Source organism: Sediminibacterium sp. KACHI17, from assembly GCF_040362915.1.
GTDB lineage: Bacteria > Bacteroidota > Bacteroidia > Chitinophagales > Chitinophagaceae > Sediminibacterium.
In genome coordinates this window covers 2,886,041-2,911,059 of sequence record NZ_AP029612.1, presented here as the reverse complement: position 1 = coordinate 2,911,059, position 25,019 = coordinate 2,886,041, and the positions used below count along the sequence as shown (strand labels likewise).

General features: G+C 40.8%; 18 protein-coding genes. 11 read left to right on the top strand and 7 right to left on the bottom strand.

Annotated features, from left to right (window positions below; all coding sequences use genetic code 11):
* Window positions 1-9: 9 nt before the first annotated feature.
* Window positions 10-585, bottom strand: a complete 576-nt coding sequence (gene pth, locus ABXG83_RS12910) for an aminoacyl-tRNA hydrolase (protein ID WP_353549283.1) — start codon at window positions 583-585, stop codon at window positions 10-12.
* A gap of 72 nt (window positions 586-657) precedes the next feature.
* On the opposite strand from pth, the gene ABXG83_RS12905 reads away from it, so the two are divergent.
* Window positions 658-1,947 (top strand): HAMP domain-containing sensor histidine kinase, encoded by a 1,290-nt coding sequence (locus ABXG83_RS12905; protein WP_353549282.1) that lies wholly within the window; start codon window positions 658-660, stop codon window positions 1,945-1,947.
* 54 nt (window positions 1,948-2,001) lie between these two features.
* Here ABXG83_RS12905 and ABXG83_RS12900 read toward each other — a convergent pair whose 3' ends face one another.
* Window positions 2,002-2,592 (bottom strand): 50S ribosomal protein L25, encoded by a 591-nt coding sequence (locus tag ABXG83_RS12900; RefSeq protein ID WP_353549281.1) that lies wholly within the window; start codon window positions 2,590-2,592, stop codon window positions 2,002-2,004.
* A gap of 164 nt (window positions 2,593-2,756) precedes the next feature.
* On the bottom strand, window positions 2,757-3,710 hold the full coding sequence (locus ABXG83_RS12895; RefSeq protein WP_353549280.1) for a ribose-phosphate pyrophosphokinase: 954 nt from the start codon (window positions 3,708-3,710) through the stop codon (window positions 2,757-2,759).
* Between the two features lie 73 nt (window positions 3,711-3,783).
* Here ABXG83_RS12895 and radC point away from each other — a divergent pair, with 73 nt between their 5' ends.
* Window positions 3,784-4,473, top strand: a complete 690-nt coding sequence (gene radC, locus ABXG83_RS12890; RefSeq protein ID WP_353549279.1) for a DNA repair protein RadC — start codon at window positions 3,784-3,786, stop codon at window positions 4,471-4,473.
* A gap of 8 nt (window positions 4,474-4,481) precedes the next feature.
* Here the strand turns inward: radC and ABXG83_RS12885 are convergent, their stop codons facing one another.
* The 3 genes from ABXG83_RS12885 to ABXG83_RS12875 all read right to left on the bottom strand — a co-directional run bounded on the left by ABXG83_RS12885 (window position 4,482) and on the right by ABXG83_RS12875 (window position 9,641).
* Window positions 4,482-4,790, bottom strand: coding sequence for a DUF3467 domain-containing protein (locus ABXG83_RS12885; RefSeq protein WP_353549278.1), 309 nt, complete (start codon window positions 4,788-4,790; stop codon window positions 4,482-4,484).
* A 170-nt stretch (window positions 4,791-4,960) separates the two neighbouring features.
* Entirely contained in the window at window positions 4,961-6,403 is a 1,443-nt protein-coding gene (locus ABXG83_RS12880) for a SusD/RagB family nutrient-binding outer membrane lipoprotein (RefSeq protein ID WP_353549277.1), read from the bottom strand.
* A gap of 19 nt (window positions 6,404-6,422) precedes the next feature.
* Entirely contained in the window at window positions 6,423-9,641 is a 3,219-nt protein-coding gene (locus ABXG83_RS12875; protein ID WP_353549276.1) for a SusC/RagA family TonB-linked outer membrane protein, read from the bottom strand.
* A gap of 379 nt (window positions 9,642-10,020) precedes the next feature.
* Between ABXG83_RS12875 and ABXG83_RS12870 the strand changes: the two genes are divergently transcribed.
* The 3 genes from ABXG83_RS12870 to ABXG83_RS12860 all read left to right on the top strand — a co-directional run bounded on the left by ABXG83_RS12870 (window position 10,021) and on the right by ABXG83_RS12860 (window position 13,526).
* Window positions 10,021-10,905: a bifunctional 5,10-methylenetetrahydrofolate dehydrogenase/5,10-methenyltetrahydrofolate cyclohydrolase gene (locus ABXG83_RS12870; RefSeq protein WP_353549275.1), complete on the top strand. Its 885-nt coding sequence runs from the start codon at window positions 10,021-10,023 to the stop codon at window positions 10,903-10,905.
* 75 nt (window positions 10,906-10,980) lie between these two features.
* Window positions 10,981-11,562 carry a 7-carboxy-7-deazaguanine synthase QueE gene (locus ABXG83_RS12865; protein WP_353549274.1) on the top strand — a complete coding sequence of 194 codons (582 nt, stop codon included), beginning with the start codon at window positions 10,981-10,983 and terminating at the stop codon, window positions 11,560-11,562.
* Between the two features lie 50 nt (window positions 11,563-11,612).
* A complete protein-coding gene (locus tag ABXG83_RS12860) occupies window positions 11,613-13,526 on the top strand; it encodes an OmpA family protein (RefSeq protein WP_353549273.1) in 1,914 nt (637 codons plus the stop codon).
* 8 nt (window positions 13,527-13,534) lie between these two features.
* On the opposite strand, the gene ABXG83_RS12855 is transcribed toward ABXG83_RS12860, so the two are convergent.
* Window positions 13,535-14,212, bottom strand: coding sequence for a GLPGLI family protein (locus ABXG83_RS12855; RefSeq protein ID WP_353549272.1), 678 nt, complete (start codon window positions 14,210-14,212; stop codon window positions 13,535-13,537).
* A 91-nt stretch (window positions 14,213-14,303) separates the two neighbouring features.
* Here ABXG83_RS12855 and dprA point away from each other — a divergent pair, with 91 nt between their 5' ends.
* The 6 genes from dprA (at window position 14,304) to ABXG83_RS12825 (ending at window position 25,004) form a co-directional block, all read left to right on the top strand.
* Complete coding sequence (gene dprA, locus ABXG83_RS12850) at window positions 14,304-15,404, top strand: DNA-processing protein DprA (RefSeq protein ID WP_353549271.1); 1,101 nt, start codon at window positions 14,304-14,306, stop codon at window positions 15,402-15,404.
* Between the two features lie 127 nt (window positions 15,405-15,531).
* Window positions 15,532-17,031 carry an IMP dehydrogenase gene (gene guaB / locus ABXG83_RS12845; protein ID WP_353549270.1) on the top strand — a complete coding sequence of 500 codons (1,500 nt, stop codon included), beginning with the start codon at window positions 15,532-15,534 and terminating at the stop codon, window positions 17,029-17,031.
* An 83-nt stretch (window positions 17,032-17,114) separates the two neighbouring features.
* A complete protein-coding gene (gene lnt, locus ABXG83_RS12840; RefSeq protein ID WP_353549269.1) occupies window positions 17,115-18,668 on the top strand; it encodes an apolipoprotein N-acyltransferase in 1,554 nt (517 codons plus the stop codon).
* 4 nt (window positions 18,669-18,672) lie between these two features.
* On the top strand, window positions 18,673-19,506 hold the full coding sequence (locus tag ABXG83_RS12835) for an alpha/beta hydrolase (protein ID WP_353549268.1): 834 nt from the start codon (window positions 18,673-18,675) through the stop codon (window positions 19,504-19,506).
* Between the two features lie 29 nt (window positions 19,507-19,535).
* Window positions 19,536-22,139, top strand: a complete 2,604-nt coding sequence (locus ABXG83_RS12830) for a PKD domain-containing protein (RefSeq protein WP_353549267.1) — start codon at window positions 19,536-19,538, stop codon at window positions 22,137-22,139.
* Between the two features lie 207 nt (window positions 22,140-22,346).
* Entirely contained in the window at window positions 22,347-25,004 is a 2,658-nt protein-coding gene (locus ABXG83_RS12825) for a PKD domain-containing protein (protein ID WP_353549266.1), read from the top strand.
* Window positions 25,005-25,019 lie beyond the last annotated feature (15 nt).

Below are 25,019 nucleotides of genomic sequence, written 5' to 3'. Positions count from 1 at the left end.
AGACTTATATTATAAAAAATTCAGGTTATTTACCTGACTCATGGTTTTCTCTAACCCAACAGTAGCAAATGACTCTATGATCTCCACGGATCTATCAATCTTTGCCTGAATGATCTTTTGTTCATCCGGCAACCATTTGCCCAGCACAAATTCTACCTGTCGACCTTTCGGGAACTGGTTACCAATACCAAAACGCAGTTTGGGGTATTGGTCAGTGCCTAAAGTAAGTTGAATATCCTTCAATCCATTATGACCGGCATCCGAACCGGATCCCCTCAACCTCAATTTGCTCAAAGGTAATGCGAGATCATCTACAATGGTAAGTGTCCTGGAAATATCAACCCCCTCTTTATCCATCCAGTACTTCATCGCTTTCCCACTTAAATTCATATAAGTGGTGGGTTTGATACAAATAAATAAACGGCCTTTCCATTTCACTTCCGCTACTTCTGCCAAACGATCCAGCTTAAAAAAGCCCCCATGCTTCAACACAAATGCGCTCACCACATCAAATCCAATGTTATGACGGGTATGCTTGTACTCTTCGCCAATATTACCTAGCCCAACGATCAAGAATTTGTTCATAAAGAGCAAAAATAAACAAGAGTTTTCTCAGTAGATGACTTAATTTTCAAGAACGATATTTGTGACCCCTGTATGTACATCCCTAGAGCAATAAGAAGCATCTTAGATATTGGTATTCACGCTGCATTAGACCCCATTGAATTGAAGAAAACAAGGGTGCTGAATCTTTGTGTTACATTAGGAATGCTTCATAACCTTATTTTCATTCCCATCAATATTTATGAAGGCCATTATTGGAATGTAGGCTTATTAACCTTGAATACGACAGGAGGATTGATCTTTCTCTTTATCAACTATTATAAATACATACAAACGGCTCGTTTGATCCTAAATATTCTGTCAACAGCCAGTATCTGTTTAAGCGCTATTAAATTTCAAAATGGGAATGAATATTTTCTGATCGCAAATTTGGTGATCATCAATATTATCTTCAAACGCCCTATCCTGATCACCCTCCTCTCTGCAATTACTATTTTTTGTTTTGTGTTCATACGAATTACCGATACCACTATCTGGATGATCGAAGCGTTTCCTGAATACAGGGTCAATATCAATATGACCAGTGCCTTGATCCTGGCTTTTCTTGGGTTACTCTACTATCGATATGAACAGATCTTTTATGAAAAAGAGTTGCAAGAAAGTCAATTGAACCTCGAGAAAAAAAATGCTGAACTGTCTGAATCGAATACAACTAAAGAAAAACTCTTTTCGATCATTGCGCATGATCTTCGTTCACCCATTGCTCAACTCCGTAACACATTAGATCTTGTAAATAAACAGTTGTTGACCTCGGAAGAATTCAATAAACTCACAGAACATATTTCATTACAGGTAAAACAATTGCAAGGCGGACTCGATAACTTATTGAAATGGAGTAACAGTCAGTTGGAAGGTATTGAAGCAAAGCCTCAAAAAGTTGATTTCAATCAAATGATCAGTCTGGTATTATCATTGATGCAAGCTGAACTGGAAAATAAAGAGATCAAAGTGAATGTGCGATCTGAAGGAGGCCCGATTTGGGCTGACCCCGATCATCTCCAACTGGTATTGAGAAACCTACTATCCAATGCCATCAAATACAGTTTTAAGAATCATAGTATAGATATCCATCATTATACACGTAATCATGAAGTGATCATTTCAATAGCAGACCAGGGAGACGGAATGGATAAGGCACTGAGGGATCATGTATTTTCTTCTGCGAATATTGTTTCCAAGCGAGGTACTATGAATGAAAAAGGAACCGGATTAGGTTTGAAATTATGTAAAGAGTTTGTAGAGAAGAATAGTGGAAGAATTTGGGTGGAAGAAAATCAACCGAAAGGAAGCATATTCTTTGTTTCATTTCCAGCAACGATCTGATAAAAAAGAGACCCGATACATATCGGGTCTCTTTGCTTCATAAGTATGTTCAACTTATTTCTTCTTCTCTTCTTTAGCAGCAGTTGCTTCTTCTTGTTTCAACTGACGAGTCATTACAACTGAAGCGATAGGAATACGAGGAGAGTTCAAAATCTCCATATTCTCTGCTTTTACATCTTCAACACGGATGTTACCATTCAATTCCAGATTGGTAATATCTACTGCGATGTTTTCTTTCAGATCCTTAGGGAAAGCCTTCACTTTCAGGGCTTTCATTTTTGTAACCAATTTACCACCCTCTTTCACACCTACAGAAGTACCTGTAAATTTCAGAGGAAGTGTAGCGATTACTTTTTTGTTGTCAACCAGCTCTAACAGGTCAACATGGATCAATGAATCTTCTACTTTATCAAACTGAAGATCTTTCAGAATGCATTTGTAGGTTTTACCATCCACTTTAACCTCGGCCAGTTGGAATTCACTTGTGTAAACCAAAGGCTTGAAAGCCTTTGCAGGAGCAAAGAAATTGATCTCCTGTGCACCCCCGTAAATTACACCTGGCACGTTTTCCTGAGAGCGAATCTGGCGGGCGGCTTTTTTGCCATGCTCGGTCCTCAGTTGTCCTTCGATTGTAATTGTTTTCATGTTTAAAATTTTGGACGGCAAAAGTAGGGAAAATCTGACGATTTTAAGCTACAAGTTTCAAGCTTCCAGCTTCAAGAGGATCAACAGCATAAAAAATCCTGTAAACATTTGATTTACAGGATTTTATAAATTTACAACTTGAAGCTTGCAGTGGGCAACTTATCTTATCCTCTTCCTTTCAGTTGAGAATGAATGAACAAGCTGGTGATACTTTTATTCTCGTAAGCATTGCGGATGGCAATTGCGAAAAGATCGGCTACAGAAATCACTTTAATTTTTGGAGACTCCTTTTTTAAAGGGATGGTATCACAAACCACAAGTTCCTCCAATACACTCTCCTCAATATTTTCATACGCCTTCCCACTCAGAACGGGGTGTGTGATCAGTGCTCTTACGCTTCTGGCACCCTTTTCTTTTAAGAGTCCGGCTGCTTTTGCCAGTGTTCCACCAGTATCACAGATATCATCTACCAATACGATGTCTCTGTCCGTTACATCACCAATCACTACCATGCTGGCAATTTCATTGGCACGTTTACGATGCTTATCGCAAATCACCATTTCTGCATTGAAATAACTGGCTATTTCTCTTACACGGTTGGTACTTCCTACATCCGGTGCAGCAAATGTGAGGTTTTGCAATTTCAATTGCTCGATATATGGAATGAAAATAGCAGAGCTGTCCAGGTGGTCAACCGGTACATCAAAAAACGCCTGAATTTGAGCGGCGTGGAGATCCATGGTTATCACCCTGTCCGCTCCGGCTGCTTCCAACAGAGTTGCTATAAGTTTGGATCCAATAGCGACCCTTGGTTTATCCTTACGGTCTTGTCTCGCGAACCCATAATAAGGTATCACGGCAATGATCTTATAAGCACTGGCACGTTTTGCTGCATCGATCATGAGGAGTAATTCCATCAGATTATCAGTGGGTGCATACGTACTTTGAACAAGGAAAACATAATCGCCACGAATACTCTCCAGAAAGATGGGCTGAAATTCGCCGTCGCTGAATTTCTGAATATTGATTTTTCCAACAGGAGCGCCAAACTGATGCGCTATTTTTTCTGCCAGCACCTGAGATCCTGTACCGGAGAAAATCTTGACAGATGGATTCATAATTGCAGGAATGAGCGGCGAAGATAGAGATTAGGTTCACAAATTTTCATTTGAAATTTTCAATTTTTTTACAATGCAAAAAAATACCATCAAAGATTGGGCTGCTGATGACCAGCCACGCCAAAAACTGCTTCATAAAGGGGTCGAAAACCTAAGTGATTCTGAATTATTGGCCATTCTTATCAACAATGGGATACCGGGAAAATCCGCTTTAGAGGTTGCCAAAGACCTATTAAGCCAATGTAACAATGACCTCAATGTTATGGGCAGACTCTCCGTTCAATCAATTTGCAAATTGAAGATAAAAGGATTGGGGGCGGCGAAAGCCATTTATATCACCGCTGCGCTAGAATTGGGACTACGCAGACACTTAAGTCATGTGAAAAAAGAAGTTATTAGAAGCAGCGGTGATATCGCAGATTATCTAAGAGCCAAACTAGCACATAAACACAAAGAAGTATTCGGTGTACTTTTTTTGAACCGCAGCAATAAGGTCATTGCATATGAACAGATCAGTGAAGGGGGAATCACCGGCACTGTGGTCGATATCCGCATTATTTTGAAAAAAGCATTGTTACATGAATGCGTATCCATGGTCATATGCCACAATCATCCAAGCGGCAATCTGGACCCCAGTCTGGCAGATGAGCTGATCACGCAGAAGATCAAAGAAGCAAGTGCATTACTGGATATCCGGTTACTCGATCATATCATTGTAAGCACTGAAGGACATTACAGTTTTGCTGATCAAGGTAAAATTTGAATGCTGTATTATGCTTGTGCAGTAGGACCTCCGAAGTTCATAGGAATTTCGATGTGTTCAAGATCTTGAATCGTTCCGTTGGCTGCTTCAAAGCGAGCAATATTTTCCTCCAATGCTTTCATAAAACGTTTGGCATGCATTGGCGTAAAGATGATTCTCGATTTAACGCGACTCTTGGGAGTACCGGGCATGACATTCACAAAATCTATTACAAACTCAGCATTACTGTGAGTGATGATTGCAAGGTTTGCATATTCACCTTCTGCCATTTCTTCACTGATCTCAATATTCAACTGGTGGTTGGGTTGCTGTTCCATGTTCATGATTTAAGGCGACAAAAATAAGCGATTAATGATTGCGTAGTAGATAAAAAGAGAAGGCCGGTAAGACTACCGGCCATTCTCATGTGCATGATAAACTATAAAAACTGAAAACGAGTGAAACTTAAATTCGGTATTGAATATACGGAATTTTAATATTTTTCAGATTATTTATCCCACCAAACTTTTGCATTTTGTGAGTTAGAATTATAGCCTGCTGCAGCAGTTGCATAATTCGTTGGATTATACAAAGGCTCATTCGGGCCATAAGGAATTCTTCTCGGAACCGGACTTGTAGAACCAGGAACAGCTGCCAGTACAGGGAATCCTGTTCTGCGCCATTCTGCCCATCCTTGGTTTCCATCAGGGAAATAAGACAGCCATCTTTGTTCTGCAATTTTTTGGTTGTCGCTGGTAGTACCAGTAAGTGCAACATTAGGCTGTGCCAAATAGGTAGCAATAGCAGCACTGTTGGTAATACCCCAGCGATTCATTTCTGCGGTGATACCGGCTTCATACATCACTGCTGCCACTTCTGTTGTCCAACCCAATCTTGCAGCTTCTGCTCTGGCGAGGTACATCTGACCAGCAGTCATCAGGAACATGGTTCCTGTTTGAGGAGTAGCAGTAAAAGCATACAAGAATGCAAAAGTTGGGTTAGCAGTTTGCCATGCCAATGCATCACTACGTGTTAATCCATAAGGGAAACCTTTAGCATTACTTCCGAATGTGTTGATACGAGGATCATTTTTATCGGTAAGATTATCCGTAATGGTCTTGCTCACAGCAAAGTCAAAACGCTGTGTGATCACGTAATAGTTATAGATCGGATTACGATAGTTACCACCAGGATAAGCAATACCGGCATTATCTGCATTGTTATCAATAACACCAGCAGCAATAGCAGCAGCAAACTCTGCTTTTCCTAAAGTTGCATTGGCTTTTGACATACGTAATGCGATGGTTGCGATGAGTGAATTAGCAAACTTTTTCCAACGAGTGGTATTGCCGCTGTACATCACATCACCTTGAACGGTAAGACCTCCATCAAATTGAGCTACGGCAGCTTTCAATTCTTTGATCAGATCAGGATAAATAAGCTCTTGCTTATCGTAAGCGATGGTTCCGTTCCCTTTTAATGCTTCAAAATAAGGGATATCACCATAAGCATCTGTCAGCATCATATAGTTATATGCTTTCAGAATTCTTGCGATAGCGATCTGGTTATTATTAGAACCAAATTGCGCTGCAGCAGCTTTTGTTGCAGGATCTGTATTTACATTGATGATGTTCTGAAGATCATACAGGTCACCCGCATAGATACCATCCCAGTTCAAAGTAGGGGTAGCATAACGTGAGATATCCGTGTATTGTGTTTCCGACATGTACTGACAGTACAAACCGGCGGTGGTATTGATACCGCTGCCCCATACGTTACCGCCTGCATTGGCCAATACGTTGGTCAGCAAGGCTGATGTAATAGGAACAGTTGTTGCATTCGGGTTGTTATTGATATTACCGAAATCGTTAATACCCTTGCTACAACCCGTAAGTAAGGTAGCAAAAACCCCTAACGCCAGTGCGGCTCTTTTTATATTCATTTGTTTCATATTAAATGATTTAAGGGTTTTAGAAATTAAGTTTTAAGTTGAAACCAACAGAACGTGAACCAGGCAGGTTACCATCTTCACCGAATACACCACTGATCTCTGATGGATCGAAGTTCTTAGTATCACGATAGATAAAGAACAGGTTACGAGCGATCACAGAAACAGATGCACCCTGGAACACTTTACCCAGCTTACCCAATTTTTGAGTAGGGATCGCATAACCTAAACTCAATTCACGCAGCTTCACAAATGTGAGGTCATGAACGAAAGGTTCTGCAATTTGCTGATAGTAGAATTGGTGGAAATAATCATACGCATCTACATATACATCTACTGGTGTTTTTCCGTCAGCGGCATCAACACCTCTCACGCGTACACCACCACCTGAAGCAACAGGGTCACGGATAGGATTGCCTTTATCATTCTTACCTGCTGTAGAAGCTAACAGACCAGAGAACGTTCCCCACTGCTCAGACAGAGAGAAGAATTTACCACCTACCTGATAATCAAATGTGAGGCCTAAGTTCCAATTCTTGTAGGTAACAAAGTTTTGGAAACCACCTGTTAATTTAGGTACAACAGAACCCCACTCTTTGGTAGCATCACCCTGATACCAACCTAAACCACCACTGAAACCGTTGGTAGTGATCAATGGCTGACCTTCTGCATTACGCTTGATACCACCGCCTCTTAACATACCCCACTGTTTGTCAACAAAGTGGAAGGCACGTGCGAAACGAGTACCAAATGAACCGCCGGCAAGTGTATAGCTGGTCAAACCAGGAGCCAACGCTTTTACTTTATTGTCTAAGAGGTAAGCAACTGTTTTACTTACATCCCAGCTAAGATTTTTTCTCTTAATGATACTTGCACCCAATTCTAATTCAAGACCCTGACGAGTTACACGTGCAGCGTTGATGGTTTGAGAAGTAAATCCACTCACACCACTCACGGTTACACCCAATGGCTCATCTCTGTTGTCTTCATTATAGTACACAAGGTTCATACGGATCTTGTTCTTTGCAAAACGGAGATCCAAACCTGCTTCCCATGTTGTGGTCAAAGCACCACGAAGATTAGCATCCGGAGTTGCATTTGGAGTTGACATCAGGAAGTTAGAACCCCACAATAATGGGTTAACTGCATAATTCAAATTCAAAGCATATGGACTGAGGGTCTTTGGTTTCTTACCCCATGAACCAAATACTTTACCAAAGCTTAACCAGTTAACACTCTTGGTGAATTCACTGAATACAAATGAAGCACCTACTGATGGAGATAACAATGAGTTATTTCCTTTAGGCAAAGTAGAGAACCAGTCATTACGTATAGCCCAAGTTAAACTCAGGTATTTCTTATACTCCAGATCACCGAATGCAAACAATGAATTCGCTTGTTGGTCAGATCTAGTGTTTGAAATAGTAGGCGTTGTCTTAGAGTTACTGATCGCATATAAACCAGGAACGTTCAAACCGTTATTGGTATTAGCTGCAACAGCTCTTTGACGAATATTCAATTTGTTCGCACCTGCATTCACAGTTACGGCCAAATCTCCAAATGTTTGGTTATAGGTGGCTACACCTTCAAAGTTCCATTCGTTGTTTACAGTATTGCTGGTTCCATAACTAGCCAACAAACCGGTTTGTCCACCAGAAAGTTCCAGTTCATTCGGTATTATATTTTCAACATTACCATTGAACTGATCTTTACGGATCGCACCTTTAAATCTGAAGTTTTTAGAGAACTTAACGGTCAGATTCAGATCTCCATATAAACGATCTCTTCTTTGAGTGAGATCAATATTCTGGAAATAAGTAAATGGATTGTACCAGTAGTTCGCAGCATATACACTGTTTCTAGGAGCAGCAGCACTCCATGAACCCGGATTACGACGGAAGTTCCATGAAGCAAATGTTCCGATCGGTGTTTTTAAGCCTGCAAGCTCACGCATGATATCAATATCCAAATCACGGTGAAACCACTGACTGAAGTTACCGGCAGAGTTATTGGCATATCCATCAGAAAAATCACCACTGATCTGCTGATTGGTATAATTCAAATTTGCTCCAACAGTAATATACTGACCCATATCCATCGTAAACGATGTATTCAGGTTATGTCTGAGTGATTTTGTATTCTCCAACATACCCTTGATGCTCTGATTCGTATAAGAAACACGCAGACTTTGTCCGGCACCATTGCTTTGTGTAAAGCTTACATTGGTATTAGATGTAACGCCTGTGTTCCAGAAATCTTTTGCATTATTCGGCTGAGGTGTAAAACTGGCTGTTTTACCAGAACGAGCATGTCCGGGAATGAAAGCATACCAAGGAATATACTCTGATCCATCAATCTTAGGACCCCATGAAGCATCATCCGTAAAATCACGATATCTTTTTCCATTTAATCCCTGCCATTCTGTTGGCATACCGGCTACATAGTTAAAAGTTAACCATGGGCCATCGCCACCACCATATTCATTTTGATATTGAGGTAAAAAAACAGCTCTATCAAAAGTTACTGACTGGTTTACTTCTACACCGATCCCTTTTACTTTACGTCCTTTTTTGGTCGTAACAACGATCGCACCATTACCGGCACGGCTACCAAACAAAGCAGTAGCATTCGCACCTTTTAAAACGGTGATATCTTCTACATCATCCGGGTTAATATCAAATGAATTGGTAATAGTACCATCTACAACATAGATAGCTCCCGCATCATTCAATGATCCACCACCACGGATACGTAAGAAACCTTGATCATTCAATTTAGCAGATGACTGACCTCTGAACTGAACACCGGCTACTTTACCGGCAAGTGCATTATTCAGATTCGGCTGACGAATCACATTCAATTGCTCTGAACTCACCACCTGAGAACTAAAAGGAGTGGTACGCTGAGATTTCTTCACACCGAATGCACTCGTAACGAACACTTCTTCCAACTCTCCTGCGAGGGTCTTGATCTGAATGTTCTGATACGCAGAGCTAGCCGTAAACTCATAGGTCTCATGACCGATGGCAGATACGATAACTTTTGCTCCCTGCTTTACTCTGAGTGTGAATTTGCCGAGATCATCGGCTCTTGCGGCATTATTTGTGCCTTTTTCTTGGATAGTGGCATTTGGAACAGGACCCCGGTCATCTGAAACCTGACCCTGAACCACCACTGTTTGCGCAAAGCTGGATAGCGTCCACAGCAATGCAGCAGCTAACAGTGTTAGACTTTTTCTCATGTGTATTATTTTAGAATGAAGAATAATTGTTAAAAGGCTTTAACAATTTCCAGCTTCAAGATAAGCCGTTTTTGTTCAACCGTTAAAAATTTTTTTATTTTTTTTAACATTTGCAAAAAAAAGGCTGATTAGCAGCCATTTATGCAAAAAAAGTATAAATATGATACTTTTTAAATATACGTTTAGGGCATCAGTCCGCAATTTGAGGTCGGTGAAATTGGACTAAAAATCGACGAAGTAGCTATTTTCTTGATCATATTGGAACAATGTAGAAAAAAAATGAAGGTTAATTTCCTTTAATAATTAAGAAAAAAATTAATCTGTTTTCTTTTTTTCAATACAAAAGGGAAGTCCTGTTGCATTTAAATACTTTTGCGCCATGTTAGTATTAGATGGAAAAATAGCAGCCGCAGCAGTTAAGGAATCCCTCAAACTCAAAACCGCTCAGTTGGCAGCCGAAGGCAAACGAAAACCACATTTAGCAGCCATTTTAGTGGGTAATAATGGTGCCAGCGAAACCTATGTGGCGAGTAAAGTCAAAAACTGCGAAGAAACAGGCTTCGAATCTACCCTGATCAGACTATCCGAAAATATTGATGAAGCCGCATTGCTATCTACCATTCATTCACTGAATAACGACCCTGCCATTGATGGTATTCTGGTTCAATTGCCATTACCTAAACAGATCAGTGAACAAAAAGTGATCGAAGCGATCGACCCTTCTAAAGATGTGGATGGATTTCACCCGATCAATGTAGGTAAACTCGTGCAAGGACTTTCCACTTTTATTCCGGCAACACCTTACGGCATCATGTTAATGCTTGAACATTTCAATGTTCAAACAAAAGGTAAACATGCGATCGTGATCGGGAGGAGTAATATCGTAGGTCGCCCCATCAGTATATTACTGAGCAGTAATGTAAAAGAAGGAAACTGTACCGTTACTGTTTGTCATTCACATACTCCTAACCTAAAAGAACTTTGTTTACAAGGCGATATTATCGTTGCAGCTCTTGGCAGACCCGGATTTGTTACTGCAGAGATGGTGAAACCCGGAGCTGTGATCATTGATGTTGGCATCACTCGTGTTGAAGATCCTACTGCGAAAAAAGGATTCCGCATCAAAGGTGATGTAGCATATGAAGAAGTAGCCGCCAAAGCATCTGCCATTACCCCTGTTCCCGGAGGTGTGGGATTGATGACCATTGCAGGATTACTTAAAAATACCATGCAGGCATACGAGCAAAGAGTGAATAGATCATAGACCAGGGTCCATGGACCATAGACAAAAAATAATCATATCAAAAACAACACTACATATACTACCACTTTACCCGTCATGGAAGCCTTCTACACCCTGCAAGGTGAAGGGTTTCATCAGGGTCGTGCTGCCTACTTTATTCGTTTGGGCGGTTGTGATGTTGGTTGTGTTTGGTGCGATGTGAAAGACAGTTGGGATGCATCCAAACATCCGCAACTATCCATTGATGATATTGTAGCAGAAGCAAAAAAATATCCCGGCAGATTAGCAGTGATCACTGGTGGTGAGCCCTTGATGCATCCGCTTGATGAGCTCACCCATTCCTTAAAAGCTGAAGGATTTGAAACCAATATTGAAACATCGGGCTCCTCGCCTTTAAGTGGTGACTGGGATTGGATCTGTTTATCACCTAAGAAATTCAAAGCACCGTTGCCTGATATCATCCCACTTGCTCACGAACTGAAAGTGGTGATTTTCAACAAACATGATTTTGAATGGGCTGAAACCTATGCTGCGCAAGTCAACCCTAACTGTAAACTGTATTTACAGCCTGAATGGGATAAAGCAGAAAAAGTATTGCCGCTGATCATCGATTATATCAAAGCAAATCCTCAGTGGGAATTGAGTCTGCAAACACACAAATACATCAACGTTCCCTGATCACGGGAATTTTAACAAGATGCACTTCTCTTTTTTACGAACTTTCAGCAGTGAAAAAAACGATCTTCCTTTTGGCTTTTGCATTATTGAGTCTGCATCTCAATGCACAGAGCTATGATGCTGATAAAATAAAGCCAAAGGCTTTGGCGCGCTATGAAAATGCCATTCAATTACTCAAAGATGGTCTGACACGCGAAGCCGTTCCCGTTTTACTGGAATGCATCAATATTGATTCTAATTTTTTAGATGCATATCTGTCATTAGCAGGAGCATTCGGTGAACTGAAACAATACCAACGTTCCGTGAACTTGTATGAAAAAGTGCAAGCAAAAGATGCGGAATATTTTAAAATCTATACCCTACCCTATTCTATTAATCTTGCAGGATTGGGAAGATTTGAAGAGGCACTAAAAGCGGTGAATACATTCTTATCGATCCCAAACATTAGTGAGAGAGGTCAAAAGAGTGCGGCCTATCGAAAACAATCCTATCAATTCGCTATTGAATATGCAGCCAAGCATCCTGTAACGGATTATCAGTTTGCACCGATTAATTTAGGTGATAGTGTTAATGGACCACGTTCAGAATATTACCCATCAGTAACTGTAACAGATAGTTTATTGGTATTCACTCGTAGAACCGGTGATCAGCGTGAAGATTTTATGCAGAGTACCATCACCAATAAAAAATTCGGGAAAGCACAATTGATTGATGGCGATATCAACCTAGAACCCAGAAAAGGGGCCATCACTGTTTCACAAGATGGCGAATGGTTACTGTTCGCCGGTGATTTCTCAGGACAAGGTCTAGGCTGGTATGATATTTATCTCTCACAATACACACCGCAAGGATGGAGTGAACCTGAAAATTTAGGTCCTGCGATCAATACAGAATTTTGGGAGAGCTCGCCTTCGATTAGTCCTGATAAACGAGTGCTCTATTTTAGTAGTAATCGGCCGGGCGGTTATGGTGGCAGAGATCTGTACATGTCTTTCAGACAACCAAACGGCAAATGGGGAAAAGCCATTAACATGGGTCCGATGATTAACTCGGCGGGTGATGAGTTTTCTCCATTCATTCACGCCGACAACCAAACATTATTCTATACTTCTGATGGATTACCCGGCTATGGAAATTCTGATCTATTTGTATTGCGTAAAAACGAAAAAGGAGAATGGGGGAAGCCAGAGAATTTAGGTTATCCCATTAACACGATCGAGAATGAAGGGAGTCTGGCTGTTTCAGCAGATGGACTCACTGCTTACTATGCAAGTGATCGGAGTGATAGCAGGGGAAATCTCGATCTCTATTCTTTTCAATTACGTCCGAACATCAGACCCAATAGAACTTTGTATGTAAAAGGAAAAGTAACAGATGCGATCACGCAAAAAGGTGTACCTGCTACTGTTGAATTAACAGATAACAACAATGATCTTGTATTGATGCGTGTACAAACGGATGAATTGGGAGAGTATTTCATAACGCTTCCCACAGGAAAAGATTACACATTCACGGTGAACAGAAAAGGATACTTGTTTTACAGTGAATTGTATGCGCTGAGTAAAAAGGAAGCAGATAGTGTGTACAAAAAAGATATCACACTAAAGCCTGTAAAACTGAATGAAAGCTTCGTCTTCAACAATATACTATTTGAATCAAACAGCTATGCATTACCGGAGAATGGTTTGGCCGAATTGTCGCAACTCATTCAAGTACTGAATGATAACCCAACACTAAAAGTAGAGATCAGTGGTCATACTGATAATATTGGTAATGCAAAAGATAACCTTACACTTTCAACAAATCGAGCTAAATCGATCGTAGATTATTTGATCAGCAAAGGAATCCATACAGAACGATTATCGTACAAAGGGTATGGAGATACGAAGCCGGTAGCAGATAATAATACAGAAACAGGCAGAGCCAAAAACAGAAGAACAAGTTTTACAATTACAGGTTTGTAACCATTGACTCAGTTTCTTCTTAAGGTTTCTAGCGCTTTAAAAAAAGTTTCCTGCGTAACCGGCTTTCCTTTGAAAGGCTTTACGATCGTTCTTTTCTCAGTCTTGATTTCTGTAGCTATTAAAACAGCTCTACTTTTTCCATTATAAGTTTCACTTGCAAGTACGAGACCAGGCAACCCGCTAAAACCTAAATGAGAAATAGGATATGGCAAGGAAGGTGCATACCACATTACGCTATTAGTCTGGTTCCCGGGTTTAGCCTTTAGAACCGCTTTGTAGCATGTATATCCTAAAACTGAGATGGAATCATTTATCAGATCATATACTGTTTGCCGATATTTTTCCTGCACCAAAAATTTATCAAGACCTATCGGCTCTGATTGAAAATATTGGTATTGATTTTTCAAATCCACGAATATGGTATGTGATCGAAAGCCAGATCCAATCATACTTTCAGCCCTTTCTCGTTCTCGTTCATAAGGCCTGATCAATGCAGCTGTGTCAAGTATGGTAATTTCATAATTAGGTAATCCCAAGCCATTTTTCTTACCCACATTTTTGATCAATAATGAATCAGTTGATCGAATCGATCCAGAAAAATATTTGACCGAAAAAGGTAATTGCAGCTGCTGAGCATCCGATTGAAGGGCAACAACCAAAACAAATAAAAAAAACGTACCGCGCATAAATGATAAAAAATATATATCTGTAAAATAAGGTAATTCCCTATGTATAAATACCTGTTTTTCGCATTATTTTTTTGGTGACATTGTTCGGATGATTACGGAAGAAACCATCTATCAATTATCCCTAACACGAATACCCGATATCGGCAGCATTCTCACCAAGCAACTGATCGAATATTTTGGAACCGCCTCTGCGATTTTCAAGGCCAGAAAAAAAGAGCTCGCAGCAGTAGAAGGCATTGGAGAAATAAGAGCTGCAAAGATCAAAAAATTCACAGATCATCATTTGTCTGAACAAGAACTGAAAAAGATAGCACAACATGGTCTTTCCATCCTTTTCATTACTGATCAGCAATATCCGCAACGACTTAAAAATTGTGCCGATCCTCCATTGATTCTTTTCTTCAAAGGCAATAGATCTTTGAACACATCCAGGATCATCAGCATCATCGGCAGCAGGAATGCAACCGACTATGGCAGAATGGTAACTGAACAACTGATCAAAACCTTACAACCTTATGATGTGATCATCGTAAGCGGATTGGCACACGGTATCGATGCCATTGCGCATCGATCAGCATTACAGCATCAACTTCCTACCATTGGTGTGATGGCACATGGTTTCAAAACTATATATCCGCATGTACACAGATCCCTTGCTAGAGAAATGATAGACCAAGGTGGGCTTCTCACAGAATTCTGGTTTGATGCATTACCTGACAGACATCATTTTCCCCAACGAAACAGGATCGTCGCGGGAATCTCTGATGCTACAATCGTGATAGAAACTGCTATAAAAGGCGGGAGTATGATCACTGCTGATCTTGCTTTTGGATACAACCGTGATGTATTTGCCGTGCCGGGTCGCATCTACGATCATCGCAGCAGTGGATGCTTGCAATTGATCGCTCAAAATAAAGCCACTATACTCACGGGCCCTGAGCAACTGGTCAGCGCATTGGGTTGGCAAGAACCAAAAAAGAAAAAAAATTCTCAAAAAAAACTATTCCTCGAATGCACACCCAATGAACAAATCATTGTATCCATCCTCTCCACTTGTGAACATATGCATGTGGACGAACTCTACCTCAAAAGCAACCTCAGCAGTTCAGCCATGGCTTCTGCGATTCTAAATCTTGAATTACAGAATATCATTATTCAACTGCCGGGGAAGAGATACCAATTGAGTTAGTTGGTTGATAGACCATAGTCCATGGAATACTGACTATGTTCTACCATGGTCTATGGTCCATCGACCATGAACCAAGACCACCAAATCATTTTTTGGAATCAATATTCCCATTGAACTATCTTTGCACATGGCAACAAGAAAATCTTCTCCCAGCAACACTGCTGCTGCATCCAGGTTATTCGGTGAGGGACTTACCTTCGATGACGTTCTGTTGATGCCCGCTTACAGCGAAATACTTCCACGTGAAGTTGACATCCGTTCTCAGCTTACCAAAGCCATTACATTGAATGTTCCGATCCTTTCTGCTGCAATGGATACCGTAACAGAAGCAGGTTTGGCCATTGCATTGGCGCGTGAAGGCGGATTGGGTATTCTCCATAAAAACATGACGATCGAAAAGCAAGCCGAACAGGTGCGCAAGGTAAAACGCAGCGAAAGCGGCATGATCATCGATCCGGTTACCTTATTGGTTGACGCTACGATCGGTGACGCTTTAAAACTGATGAAGGAGAATAAGATCGGCGGTATTCCTATCATTGATGGTGGACAGAAACTAGTGGGTATTCTTACCAACAGAGACCTCCGTTTTGAAACAGATAAAAAGAAAAAGGTAAAAGAAGTGATGACGAAGGAAAATCTCATCACTGCCCCCGAAGGAACCGATCTGAAAAAAGCAGAAAAGATCTTACGTCAATATAAAATTGAAAAACTTCCTGTTGTCAATAAACAGGGAAAGCTCATTGGACTGATCACTTATCGTGATATCATGCAGCTGAGTAATTTCCCTAATGGTGTAAAAGATAATTTAGGCAGACTATTGGTCGGTGCTGCCTTAGGTATCACAAGGGATCTGATGGATCGTGCTGCAGCATTACAACAAGTTGGTGTTGATGTGGTAACACTTGATAGCGCACATGGTCATAGCAAAGGTGTTATCGAAGCATTGAAAGCACTGAGAAAAAATTTCAAAAACTTACAGATCATAGCAGGTAATGTGGGTACAGCCGCTGGAGCGAAAGCATTGGCAGAAGCGGGTGCCGACGCCGTTAAAGTAGGTATTGGTCCGGGATCTATTTGTACCACCCGTATCGTTGCCGGCGCGGGTGTTCCTCAGCTCACCGCAATTATGGAAGCAAGTCATGCCCTAAAAACAAAAGGTACACCCATCATCGCTGATGGTGGTATTCGTTATACAGGTGATATGGTCAAAGCTTTGGCAGCAGGTGCAAATGTTGTGATGATGGGTAGTGTATTTGCCGGTGTGCAGGAAAGTCCAGGTGACACCATCATCTACGAAGGCCGTAAATTCAAAGAATATCGCGGTATGGGAAGTTTGGGTGCAATGAGTCAAGGTAGCGGCGACCGTTATTTCCAGGATGTTGAAGATGATATCAAAAAATTTGTACCGGAAGGAATCGAAGGTCGTGTGGCATATAAAGGTAGTTTGAGTGAGATCGTTTATCAATACGTAGGTGGATTAAGAGCCGGTATGGGTTATTGCGGTGCAAAGAATATCAAAGCTTTACAGCAAGCCACTTTTGTAAAGATTACAAATGCGGGAATGAAAGAAAGTCATGCACACGATATTGATATTACCAAAGAAGCTCCGAACTATAGTCGGAAATAACTGATACCCTATTATAAAAAGCTCCGGCATATACCGGAGCTTTTTTATTTTTTATTACGAACTTGGGGCAATAAATACAGCTTGTGAAAACACCTTCTTTATATCTCATCATATTATCAGGACTACTGCTGTACATAGCATGGCCTGCTTCTTCATTGATGCCATTGATATTTATTGCTTGGATACCATTATTGATGGTAGCAGATAGGAATATGACTGCCTCTCGTTTTTTTGGATCGACATTTCTCACAACACTCATCTGGAATACCGGCACTACCTGGTGGATGTGGAATTCAACGGATGTAGGAACCATCGCTGCTATCATGTTCAATAGTATGTTAATGACTTTTCCATGGTGGGGCTATTTTCATTTGAAGAAAAAAGGGAAACGCATCGGTTATATTTCTTTGATCAGTTTCTGGATGTGCTTTGAATATATACACCACAACTGGCAATTAAGCTGGCCTTGGTTATCATTAGGAAATGTATTCGCCATGTATCCTGATAGTATCCAATGGTATGAATTCACAGGTGTACAAGGTGGTACCTTATGGGTATTGATCGGCAATGTTTTTTTGTACGAAACTATTTTGTCTTTCCAACAAAAAGTCAATGTCAAAAAAAATGTGTTGATCAGTATCACTATACTCATCATACCTGTTATGCTATCGATATTCATCAAACCTAAGATCGAGGAAAATACCGCAAAACAAAATATTGTCATCGTACAACCCAATGTAGATCCTTATGGAAAATTCAATGCAGGATCTACCAGCGAACAGATCAATTCGTTATTACAATTAACAGAACAAAACATAGACAGTAATACTGCTTTGGTACTATGGCCTGAAACAGCCATGAGTGACGCTGAATGGCAGGACAATGTTTTATACAACGGCTATTATCAACCTGTTTTTGCGTTCAGTAAAAAACATCCAGCTATCAGTCTTGTTTCCGGGATTGAGACCTATAAAAATTATGGGTATGAAAAACAAACTGCAACAGCAAGAACAACAGGGAGTGGTACTTATTACGACGCTTTCAATGCAGCAGTACATATTACCAACGGGCTACCCATCGCATTCTACAACAAAAGCAAATTGGTACCCGGTGTTGAATCACTACCCACTTTTTTAAATTTCATGGCCCCTGTTTTTGAGCAATTTGGCGGAACAACCGGTGGATATGGAAGATCTGAAAGTGCTACTGCTTTCTCAACACCACAAAACCCTTATAGCAGTGCTCCCATTATTTGTTATGAAAGTGTGTATGGAGAATATGTGGGTGAATATGTGAAACAAGGAGCGAATATTCTCACCATCATGACCAATGATGGTTGGTGGGGAAATACGCCGGGGCATCGACAACATTTGCACTATGCAAAACTCCGTGCTATTGAAACAAGAAAATGGGTGGCCAGAAGTGCAAACACGGGCATCTCTGCAGTGATCGATCCACTTGGTGAGATCAAAACAAGCCAACCTTGGAATCAAAAAACGGCTATTAAATATCCAGTACCGGTGGTTAGCGGAGAAACTTTTTATGTGCAATGGGGTGATTATCTCTATAAAATTGCATCAGCGATCAGCTTGCTGTTGATCTTGTGGAAATTCACAGATAGATTCCGAAAAAAATAATCACATGTTCAATCAGTGTAGTTGGTCAGATGGAACCATTCATTATCAAGTAGTCGGAAAAGGTACTCCGGTTATATTGCTACATGGTTTCGGAGAGGACAGTAGTATCTGGGGTGCGCAAATCACATACTTAGAAAAAAAATGTATGCTGATCATTCCTGGTTTACCAGGTACCGGATCTTCAGAATGGACAAGCACTCAGGATATTTCAGCTCACTCAAATGCTGTTGACCCATCACGATTCACGATTGACAAGCTTGCAGATGCCGTTCATGCCATGCTTGAAAATGAACATATTGACCGATGTTTCATGCTCGGTCATAGCATGGGTGGGTATATCACATTGGCTTTTGCAGAAAAATATCCTGAGCAATTACTTGGCTTTGGATTGATCCATTCTACTGCATTTGCTGACAGTGAAGAGAAAAAAAATGTTCGGTTGCGAGGTATTGAAATGATGCACATTTATGGCGGATTCGCATTCTTAAAAAATACGATCCCGAATTTGTTTGGCGACCGGTGTAAAAAAGATAATCCGGAAATCATAGAGCAGTTGATCCAAAAATCAGCATCACTCACCACTTCTTCTTTACAGGCATACTATTATGCCATGATGCAAAGACCCGATCGAACAGCCGTTTTACAAGGCAACCCCTTGCCTATTTTGTTCGTTCTTGGAACAGAAGATGTAGCTGCCCCCTTAAACGATGTGTTACAGCAAACGCATCTTCCTCTAATCTCGTATATTCATGTACTGGAAGGAATTGGTCATATGGGTATGTTAGAATCAACAGAGAGGATCAATCAATATATCGATGCATTCATACATCAATCGTAATACTTTTTATGAAGAAACTATTCTTCATAATGTTTCTTCTACTATGCGCATTGCCCGCACTGTCCAGACATGTGGCGGGTGGAGAATTGTATTATGAATACCTGGGTTCTGGCAATGCTCCCAATACCAGTAATTATAGAATCACATTACGTCTCTTCAGAGAATGTTCTTCCTCCGGACCTCGTTTAGAAAACGAAAGGGTCAATGTAGGTATCTATGAGAATAGTATTTTATTCACAGAACTCTCTTTGCCGATCGTTGGTTCAGTGAATACACTTAAACTCCGAACAGATCTATTTCCTTGTTTAGTAGGTGATCCAGAAGTATGTTATGAAGTAGCGATCTATTCTAATGTTATTGCATTACCCAATAATATAAGCGGTTATTTGCTAACACGTTTAGGGTGTTGCCGTATTAACCAAATTTCAAATCTTGCGAATCCTGTGAATGTTGGTAGTAATTATATCACAAGAATTCCAGGTACCGCATCACTTGCTGAAGGACAACACAACAGTAGCCCTCAATTCCGCGTAAAGGATACGGCTTTGGTTTGCACACAAAAGAAATTTATACTTGATTTTGGAGCAACCGATTCAGATGGCGATAAATTGACCTATTCATTTTGTGAAGGGTTTAACGCACCTGCGGGTAGTAATGCTGCCAATTTTACTATCCCAAAAGACTTGGCCTTAGATCCCTTGACGTATGTGTTTCCTTACAATGGTAATCAGCCCTTGGGTGATAAAGTAACCATTGACGCGGAAACCGGTATCATTTCAGGTATTGCGCCAGCAGGTGGACAATATGTGGTAAGCGTTTGTATTACGGAATGGAGGGCAGGCAAACCATTTACAGAACATCGAAAAGATTTTATTTTAAAAGTGGATGACTGTGATCTGATCGAAGCAGATCTGCCGCCGAGAATTGTCAAATGTGATGACAATACGGTAAACTTTGAAAATGGTTCTACTTCGTCTTCCATTACTTCCTATTTGTGGGATTTTGGTGTTCCCGGAAACATGAATAATTTTTCTAGTTCCCCCACTCCTGTTTTTACATATGCAGATACAGGTAGATACATGGCACGATTAACAGTAAAAGGTCCTGAAGGATGTGAAGGAACAGATAGTACAGAAGTATTGGTATATCCCGGGTTTAAAGCTGACTTCAATAGTACAGGATTTTGTGTTCAATTACCTTATCAGTTTACAGATGCCAGTTTCGCCAAGTATGGTACGATCAATACATGGAAATGGAATTTCGGTGTAGATACTACGTTAGCAGATACCGCCATCATTGCCAATCCACAGTATAAGTATGCCGGAAGCTTGAACGCATCCGTAAAGTTGATTGTTGAAAGCAATAAGGGTTGTATCGACAGTGTTCAAAAATCAGTTACGATTCGTGATAAACCAACGATCAATTTACCTTTTCGGGATACGGTTATTTGTAGTATTGATAGTTTATTGATCCCTGTAACCGGTACCGGTAATTTCACTTGGCTACCCAATACCCATATTCTCGGAAGGAACACAAACCGACCAATCGTTTTTCCAAAAGATACTACCAGGTATATCGTAACCATGTCTGACAATGGCTGTACCAATACGGATACTGTTACGGTAAATGTAGTTGACTATATCACCGTACAAGTTGGACCTGATACAACGATATGCCTGAGCGATCCTATCACACTTCGAACAAATACAATTGCCAGTTCATTTTCATGGTCGCCTGCATTAACGCTTAACAATGCTTCTGTGAAGAATCCGATAGCAACGCCAACAGCGAATACTACTTACACTGTAATCGGCAATTTGGGTAGATGTCAGGCTACGGATCAGATCACTGTGAGGGTTGCACCTTATCCGCAAGTCAATATCTCCACACGTGATACTATTATTTGCTACGGAAGCCGGCTACAGTTAAATGCAAGTTATACCGGAACAGATTTTCGTTGGTCACCTACGAATGCATTATTGAATGCAAGCGGCATGAATCCTTTGGCTGGCCCTACGCGCAATATGGTTTATACACTTGTAGTGAGAGATACTCTATCCGGATGTCCAAAATCTGTTCGGGACTCAGTTCGGATACAAGTGGTTCCGAATATTATTGTAAAGGCCGGAAGAGATACGATGATCGTTCCGGATCAGTTATTGGCATTAGAAGCAACCGCATCGAGTGGATCTCAGTTTAACTGGACACCCTCCATCGGCTTAAACAATTCGATGATCTATAACCCGATCGTACATTTGGGAGAAGATATCGATTCGATATTGTATCGTGTTCGGGTTACGGATGCTGGAGGATGTTATGGTGAAGATGATATTCTCGTAAAAGTATTCAAGAGTCAGCCGGATATCCTTGTACCAAGCGGATTCACTCCCAATGGAGATGGTAAAAATGATGTTTTAAGACCCATTGCCGTAGGCATAACCGAACTCCAATATTTTAGGATCTATAACCGATGGGGGCAATTACTCTTCTCAACCAATCAACAAGGATTGGGATGGGATGGCAGGTATAATGGTATTCTCCAAGGTTCCGGTGCCTATGTCTATATCGCACAAGGAAAAGACATTTATGGAAAAACAGTATTTCGTAAAGGCACGGCGGTATTGATTCGGTGAAAATGAACCGTTTTCAGACAACAAATCGGTGTATTGACTTGTCAGATAAAAGAATTTCCTGTTATTTGACAAAATAAGCAGCAATTCATACCTGATTCTACTCTTAGGGTTGTTGTAAACCCGTTAAAAACGAAAAGGACTGAGTTTCTGGATTAGATGGAGTGTAATTTCACGCCACAGTAAGAAAGGAGTTTTGGTTCTATAAGCATGAAAAAGACGATACTCACCATATTTTTAATCGGCTTCCTGATCCCGGCTTTTGCAGGACATATTGCAGGTGGGGAAATTTATTACAGTTATCTAGGAGTAGGTAACGCAGGCAATTCACGATATCAGATCACACTTCGTTTATTTCGAGATTGTAATGCCTCCGGTAATAACGTAGCACAACTTCCGGGTTCTGTTCAGATCGGTATATTTAACAACACACTACCTTCCACTCGTTTTGGGAATCTGGTACCTGTCAATAGATCCGGCAATATTGAAACACTTAACTTAGGTAGTCCTGATCCTTGTATTACCGGTAATGTATCGGTATGTTATCAATTAGCGACTTATACTTTTACTGCTGAATTACCGGTTACTTCAGCAGGTTATATTATCATGTATCAAACATGTTGCAGAACAGATGCCATTACTAATATTGTTAAAGAACAAATCACTGCAACCACCTTTGGAGAAGGCGCTACATACACCTGTACTATTCCGGGAACTAACTCATTAGGTTCCGGAACAAATTCCAGTCCTGTTTTCGCTTTAAAAGACACAACGCTCGTTTGTCAGAACTCTCCTTTTAGTATTGATTTTAGTGCAACTGATCCTGATCAGGGTGATTCACTTTCATATAGCTTATGTGCAGCATACAATAGAGGAAATACGACCAATGCCAATGATGTCAATTATTCAAACCCGCCATTTGGTTTTGTGGGATATACAAATGGGTTTTCCGGTAGTAATCCTCTTGGTCCAACAGCCACAATTAATCCTGTCACCGGTATCATTTCAGGTATTGCTCCTGTTAATGGCTACTATGTAGTAAACGTATGTATCACTGAATGGCGCAATGGAATAGCGATCTCCGAGCATCGAAAAGATTTTACATTACGGGTATCAGATTGTTCGCTCACAGGGGCTAGTCTAAAACCTAGTTATATTACTTGTAATGGATTCACGATGAATTTTCAGAATGAATCTGCCAGTTCAAATATCACAAGCTATCTCTGGGACTTTGGTGAGAATAGACCAAACTCGAACTCAACGAATCCCACACCCACACATACTTATGCAGATACCGGAACCTATGTGCTGAAACTTACTGTTACCAGTTCAGGAGGATGTAAAGATTCTGCAACTGCTCAGGTAAAAGTATATCCTGGTTTTGTACCAAACTTCAATGTACAAGGCACTTGCTATCTCAATAGTTTTAATTTCACAGATGCAACAACAACACAGTATGGTGTTGTGAATAGTTGGCGTTGGGATTTGGGAGACCTTACTACAACAGCTGACACATCAAGAAGAAAAGACACCGTTTGGAAATATGCAACGCCACAAACTGTTCAGGTAAAATTGGTAGCAACGAATAGTAAAGGTTGTATCGATTCCATCACAAAGCCCATCATCATCCGCGATAAACCACTCGTTAATCTTGCATTTCGAGATACACTGATCTGTAGTATTGACACACTTACTTTACGAAGCACGATCGGAAACGGAACCGTTACATGGACCACCGACAGACCCGCGAGTTTGGCTCGGATGTTGAACATCAATACACCCAATCCCATCGTATACCCTGTTGATACCACCCGATACTTTATCACCATCAATGATAATGGTTGTATCAATACCGATACCGTCACCGTGAATGTTTTGGATTTCATTGATGTTGAATTAGGAATGGATACGAGTATCTGTCGCACCGACCAATTCACTTTGAGTCCGGTCAGTGACGCCCTGAGTTATCAATGGACCACTTCTACCGGAGTTACCATTCCCGGTAATACAAAATATCCGATGGTCCAACCGTTGGTGAATACCATGTATTATGTAACTGCGAATTTGGGTTATTGTCAGGATAGAGATTCTGTATTTGTGAAAGTTGCTCCTTATCCTCAGGTAGCTGTCCGTAGTGACACAACCATTTGTTTTGGAGATCGTGTACAATTAGGAGGGGCTATTGTAGGTGCAGATTTTAACTGGTCGCCATCTTCCTCTTTGATCAATGCCAATACTTTATTCCCGACCGCTGGTCCATCAAAGACCACACAATATATTCTCACAGCAATCGATACTTTAGGTTGTAACAAACCGGTTCGAGATACTGTGACCATCTTTGTTACACAGCCCCTCACTGCCTATGCAGGTAGAGATACTTTTGCTGTTGCCGGAAGACCTGTACAATTACTGGCTGAAGGCGGAATCAATTATTTATGGAATCCCATCACTGGATTAGATGATCCCACCAGTGCCACACCAATATTGACACTCCCGGAAACAATAGATTCGATCCGTTATATTGTTCGTGCGATCGGTGCAGGTGGTTGTTACGATGAAGACGATGTGATCGTTCGTGTGTTTAAAACAGGACCGGATCTATTTGTACCCTCCGCCTTCACTCCGAATGGAGATGGAAAGAACGATGTGATTCGACCCGTAGGTGTAGGCATTGCTACCTTACAATATTTCAGAATTTATAATCGCTGGGGACAATTATTATTCTCAACCAGTCAAACAGGAAAAGGTTGGGATGGTGTTTTCAATGGCATTGCTCAACCCCCGGGCACTTATGTATTTGAAGCAGTAGGAACAGATCAGTTAGGTAATCGTGTGTATAAAAAAGGTACGATCGTGTTGATCAGGTGATAGCGAATGGTTCAT